General features: G+C 32.6%; 3 protein-coding genes and 2 pseudogenes. 2 read left to right on the top strand and 3 right to left on the bottom strand.

From position 1 onward, the window contains the following. Nucleotides 1-731 (top strand): annotated as a pseudogene (locus FH036_RS23955) (collagen-like protein); the annotation flags it as partial. A 214-nt stretch (nt 732-945) separates the two neighbouring features. Here FH036_RS23955 and FH036_RS23950 read toward each other — a convergent pair. Continuing rightward, entirely contained in the window at nt 946-2,166 is a 1,221-nt protein-coding gene (locus tag FH036_RS23950; protein WP_138320906.1) for an ATP-binding protein, read from the bottom strand. Then, entirely contained in the window at nt 2,163-3,416 is a 1,254-nt protein-coding gene (locus FH036_RS23945) for an ATP-binding protein (RefSeq protein WP_070807021.1), read from the bottom strand. Before FH036_RS23945 ends, FH036_RS23950 begins: the two co-directional genes overlap by 4 nt. A 102-nt stretch (nt 3,417-3,518) precedes the next feature. Here FH036_RS23945 and FH036_RS23940 point away from each other — a divergent pair. After that, nucleotides 3,519-3,914 (top strand): annotated as a pseudogene (locus tag FH036_RS23940) (alpha/beta fold hydrolase); the annotation flags it as partial. Nucleotides 3,915-4,120: 206 nt separating this feature from the next. Here the strand turns inward: FH036_RS23940 and FH036_RS23935 are convergent. After that, complete coding sequence (locus FH036_RS23935; protein WP_138320904.1) at nt 4,121-6,190, bottom strand: LTA synthase family protein; 2,070 nt, start codon at nt 6,188-6,190, stop codon at nt 4,121-4,123. Between the last annotated feature and the right edge of the window lie 240 nt (nt 6,191-6,430).

Raw genomic sequence — 6,430 nt, 5'->3', positions numbered from 1 at the left:
CCCCCCCCCCCCGCCACACTCGACTTACTCTTACTACTCGACCAACGTGCTCTACAGCCTTTTGTTGGTGCACCGGATCTACTGGAAGCACTGGATCTACTGGAAGCACTGGACCCACTGGGAACACCGGATCTACTGGAAGCACTGGACCTTCTGGTATCACCGGATCTACCGGAAGCACTGGACCCACCGGCATCACTGGACCTACCGGCATCACTGGAAGTACTGGACCCACTGGATCCGCTGGTAGTGCTTCAGCAAAAAGTATTGTGTTTCAAGGAACAAATGCTGGTTTTCAACGTATAGCCGGATCTCCTGGAATTGACTCCAATGTTATTCCGTATGTCACTGCTGGGACCGGTAGCATAGTTGGCTTTGCTGCGTCTATAAATGTAAATAACTTACCTGCTGCTGTTTATACGATTAATATTTGCAGGAATGTCCCTACAAACCTCACCGCTCCTACTTCCAGTTACATTCTAACTACTATTACTTTAACTACCACAGACAAAATTACCGGAACTATAGTATTTTCCATTAAACCGACGGATACTGGATCGGGACAAATTCAAGTGTTTAATCCTACTCCGGCAGTAGGTCCCGCTACTGTAACTTGGACTAGCATTACAACTGGAAATCCCGTTTCAAGAGGGGATGCTATATCCCTTTATATTAACCCTGGAATTACTGCGAGTGCTGTATATTCTATTTTCCTAATCACTGATCTATAAACTCACACTTAAAACCATTTATTCCACAAAAAAGACCCGAGATTCGGGTTAACAAATAACAGACAAGTTCATTATATACTTTCACTGCAAAATAACTATATTTCGGATTTTATTTTCCATATACTGCACTAATAGTGTGAACAATTTTGAATTTTTATTCCAAAAAAAGGGAGTTCACTCTCAAATAAGTGATCTCCCTTTTTAAAATAACTTTTCATGATATCGGCAATACAACCTTCACCGTCGTTCCAACCCCAACTTCACTTTCAAAACTCATTTTACCGTTGTGATCTTTAATAATTTTTTCTGTAACTACTAAGCCTAAACCTGTTCCCGTTTCTTTTGTTGTGTAAAAGGCTTCATTTAGCTTCGGGATTTTGTCTTTTGGAATGCCGCAACCTTCATCCTTAACTTGAACAACGATTGCATCTTCTACAGTCACTTTAATCGTAATCGTTCCGCCAACTGACATTGCTTCAATCGCATTTTTAATTAAATTAAAAAACACTTGTTTTAATCGTTTTTCATCGCATGTAATCGATGGTATGTCTTTACTATAAATACCTTGTATGTGCACACCTTGATTTAAAGCAGGCTTCCCCATAACTCGAATAACATAAGCGATAATTTCTTCTATATTATGAACTTCTGATTCTATTGATTTAGATTTCTCAAATCCACTAAGTTCTGTAGCGATTGTATGAATTCGTTCTACTTCTTGTTTCATAATATCACTATATATTTTATCCTCTGGATATTTAACCGCTTGCTTATTTACAAATTTATCTAAATTAGCTAAAGGTCTTTTAATTTTGGAACCAATAACCGTAGCCATTTTCCCAACAGTTGCTAACTTTTCTGTTTGTTGTATTTCTTTATTCATCATCTCAAGCGTACGAACGTAAGATTGGAACCTTAAAAACATAATCCAACATATGATAGTAAATACGCTATATAATGCCATCGGGATTAAAACGAGTGATGAGTGAATCATGATTCCTATAAGAGCATATTTTCCAACAAGTATGCTCGGAACTAACCAAAAATATCTTTTATTCACAAAAAGTGGGGCAAATAAAATAAAAAATCCTTCTACTATATTTCCACCATCAAACTCAGCATCACTACCGTAGTAAATCATAATATTATGGATAAAATCTAATAGATTATATCCAATTAGAATAATATACTTTACTGCAAATGGATTTTTCCATTTCATAAAGTATATTCCAATGCAAAATAAAACCACCATCAGAAAATAAAGCCATAAACCTAAACCATCTTCAAATTGTCCTACTCCTTCTTGCTCTCCTCCTATTAAAGGTACAACAAATTCGTAGGCAAGATCGTATACAAAAAATATAATGAAAAATAAACTTAAATATATTTTCAGCGCCTTCATTTCTTCATTTTTAAATATATCGTCTTTATTCATATGGTAACTCCTAGCTTTTCTCCCACTTGTATTTCATTATTTCCACACTTTTTTGGAAGAATAATATCTATTCTCGTTCCCTTATCTCTTTCACTTGAAATATGTAACGTACCAAGGTGTTCGTTGACAATTCGATCTGCTACCGTAAGTCCCAAACCAATTTTATCCTGTTTTGTTGTATAAAAAGCTTCTGTAACACGAGCCAAATTTTCTTTCTTAATACCGTAACCATTATCGATTACACTTAATATTACATAATCTTGTCCTTTATTTTCTAATCGTAACTCTAATGTGCCACCTTGCTCCATTGCCTCCAGAGCATTTTTTATGACATATAGAAAGACTCCTCTTATTTTTCGCTCATCACATTCAACTTCTATTATCTTTTCTTCGATATTAGACATAAGCTGGACAGTAGATTCATTCATTTTTTCTCGAAGAATTGCTACTGCTTGTAATGCAATTTCACCTATATTATGTTTTTTATAAATAGAGGGTTTACATGTAGCAACTTCCATCAATTCACTTATCATATTATTCATATTTTCTATTTCAAAAATCATCTGTTTATAAATAGGGTCCTCTTCATGCTTCTCTCGTTGTAATTGCGTAAACCCTTTCAATGAAGCAAGTGGATTTTTAATTTCATGTCCCACTGTCGCTGCCATCTTTCCGATTACTGCTAATTTTTGTGATTCACTAGCAATCTTAATACTTTCCTTTACCGCTGAAAGGTATTGTATAAATCGATTTAAAATAATGTATGCTGCTATTAATACGAGTGTATACATAATGAGGAACATAAATCCTTTTACTTCTTTTAATACAAATAAGTAAATTACATATTTCCCTACAATAGTTGAAAGTAAAAACACAAAATATTTTTTATTTAAAAATATAGGTACAAAGAAGATGAAAATAATTTCTATTATATTTCCCCCATCAAATGCCGCCTCATTATAAAGCATATACGAAAATATGTTAGCAATTTCTATTCCTATGTATGCAAATACACATGCATATTTCACAAAATTCACTTTCTCTTTTTTTATTAAATATACATTTACACCGAGTATTGCAGTTCCGCAAATAACTTGCCATAGTATGCTATGTCCCTTATCCGTTAGTGATTTATTTTCTAATACGATTGCATAGAAAATTTGGTATGAAACAACAATGACGTATAGCACCCACAAAAAGATTTTGGCATTCCTTTCTTCTTCTTTATATGATAGAAAACTTTCTTTCACTTCAACACCCCTTCAACATAATATCTCTAAGAATACCATTTATTATAATAAATGATTTTCTTATACAAACAAAGATAAATCGAACATTTGAGGAAAATCACCCCAAAAGAACAAGCAGATACTCTCATTAATCAAATGTATGCCAATCTCCCTAAATTTTTAAATGATGTATCTTTATCATTTTTTAATAGAAACTTAGGATCCGCTACGTTAGAATGGTTTTCTTATCTCGGTATGCAGTCTGCTTCCTATGCCCTCATCAAAATATTGCAAGCAGCTGCAAATGAAGATGTAACGAAAGATTTAAGTAAAATTAACGTGCCAACAAAAATATTCCACGGTATTCACGATCAACTTATCCCATACAAAAGCGCTGAACTTACGCAAAAGCGGATTAAAAATTCTCAGTTACATCCTCTCACCAATAGTGGTCACGGCTCCCCAATCGATCAAGCGGATGAATTAAACGAAGAACTTATAAAGTTTTTGCATTCATAAAAACCTATGCCAAATCGTATCGATAGGAACGTAGTTTTCAAAAACGTTAAAATTCACACATTTCTCACAAATCAACTGATAAAACGATTACATTTTCATTTATACTAAATGTACAGGTAATACTCCCTAAACCCAGCTTGTCTGGTTACCCCGTTAAATACTATAAAAAAGAACTTGTATCGTTATACAAGTTCTTTTTGTTTCTTTTACTTAAAGAGGATATCTTTACTATATTGATTTCCGACGAGTAAATCATATTGGAGCATTTTATATTGCTCTAACATTTCTTTTTGTTTCTTTGTTAAATCATTGATTACTTCTCCATTTTTATCAATTTTTAATTCATCTCTAAGCACCGGTATTTCCTTGTAAAATGCCGATAAAAATTGATAAAATAAAGATTTATTTAATCCTGCATAATCAAAAATAAGATTAGAAAAATAAATTGGACTTACTACACCTAAATTATCATTTGGCATATCAAAGTTTGCGTACATTAATAGCGGCGTTTGGGCCATCGCTAAACGTTCGCTCGGTGTTTTTTCATTCGTTATATACCCATTCTCTTTATAAAAAGATTTATTTGTTCCTAATGATGGAAGATGATCTCCAAAGAATACTAATAATGTAGGTCTATCTAAATTATCTAGTTGCTCTATTAAATATTGAAGGGCCTCATCTGAACGTCTTAACCCTTCTGTATACGTTTCTAATTCTCCCTTTGATTCTTCATTTTCTAGCCCGCTAATTTCTATTAGGTTTTCACCAAATCGGCCCTCTGTAAATGGAAAATGATTTTGCATCGTAACTGCATGAATAAATGTAGGTTGTTTTTGTTTCTCTAACTCAGCAATTATCTCTTTACTCATCGCTAAATCACTAATATAATCTCCATCAACATCTACATTTTCCATCGTATCAGCTGCATTAAATTTATCAAATCCTAACACCTTATATACATCATCACGTTTAAAGAATGTGCGACCAAATGAATGAATTGCACTTGTGTAATACCCTTCTTTTTTCAACGCCGTAGGGATTGATGGAATTTCTTTCTTATTTGTAATAACCTGCTGATATGGTATAGAACCTGGCTTTAACAAACTCATTGAATAACTCGTTAATGCCTCAAATTCAACGTTCGCCGTATTTCCCCCAAATGTAGGAGAAATAGTTTGTCCACCAGGAAAGTTTTCTATATAATGATGTAAATTTGGTACAGGATCTTCACTAAAAGAAAGGTTAGTTGCTTTCGTCGGATCCCAAAACGATTCACTCATTACAAAAATAATATTCGGTTTCTCTTTTTTCTTTTGGCTCCCTATATTTCCACTATATTGTTTTTTTATATCGTTTGCTATTTGAAGCATATTTTCTTTAGAATAATTTTTTGGTTTTTCCATAACTGTTGTATCTAAATTGCTAATAAACCCAAGTACAAAACCATTTGAAGCATAGTTCTCATTTTGATCCCACAAAACAAAATCTACACCTGATTTTTGAAATACTTTATTCATAAATGTGTTCGCAAAATTACCGTACGCATATAGAACAAAAATAGAACCTACTACTAATAAGGCTCTTATTCCTAGATGAGTCTTTACATTTTGAATATACCTTCTCATATATATCCCTGCTACAATACAAGCCACGATACTTAAGATAATGACAAAAATATAACTCCAGCTAAAATAGTCCATCACCATCGGTATAACAGATTGCATATGCATAATTTGTGTGAAATCAGAAGGATACAGCGGATCACCTCTAAAAATAAGCTTTAAATAATTCACAATACCTAAAATGACTAACGTACAGCTCGTTAAAATCATACTTAGAAAAACCTTGCCTATTAAATTATAAACAAGAATGTATATTGCATAAATTGCTACAAAACTTAATATAAACTGCATGTTATACAAGTAAATCCAATTCATTGCCTCTATAAAACTCATATTAACTTGCATGACAATATAAAATAACGCTACTGTATGAGCTAGTAAAAATAATACAAAATGCACTCGTAGGGATGCCCTAAGTGTAGACATCTCTTTTTTATTAAAATGTGAAATATAAAATGTTATGCCCCATATGAAAATCATCATAACAATTAAAACAAGATTTTGATTTAAATGAGCTTTCATTATGTCTAAATTAAAAACCTTTAAAAGCATAAACAGCATAGTTATTACTAATAAAGTCACCATACTACTTATAATGCTAGAAATTAATATATTTCTTTTTGGAAGATCAAAAAGTGTAGAACCATACTTCAATTCATTCCCTCGTTTCTATGTCTTAATTTCCCCCGCATCGAAAGAACTATTTCTATTAAAATAACATATATGACATATTTCGTCTGCATACTTGCTTCTATCATAAATGTATTGTCTTAATATTCCCTTAATAAACATTTAAATTATGCCATACAAATTACTCATTCTTGAAAAACTTAATTTCAGCATTCCACTTTATGATATAATAACTATGTTTTGGAAATCCTTAATACTATTAAA

The sequence above is a fragment of the Bacillus sp. CD3-5 genome (assembly GCF_006349665.1).
Classification (GTDB): Bacteria; Bacillota; Bacilli; order Bacillales; family Bacillaceae_G; genus Bacillus_A; species Bacillus_A paranthracis.
This window is presented reverse-complemented; position numbering and strand designations above follow the sequence as displayed.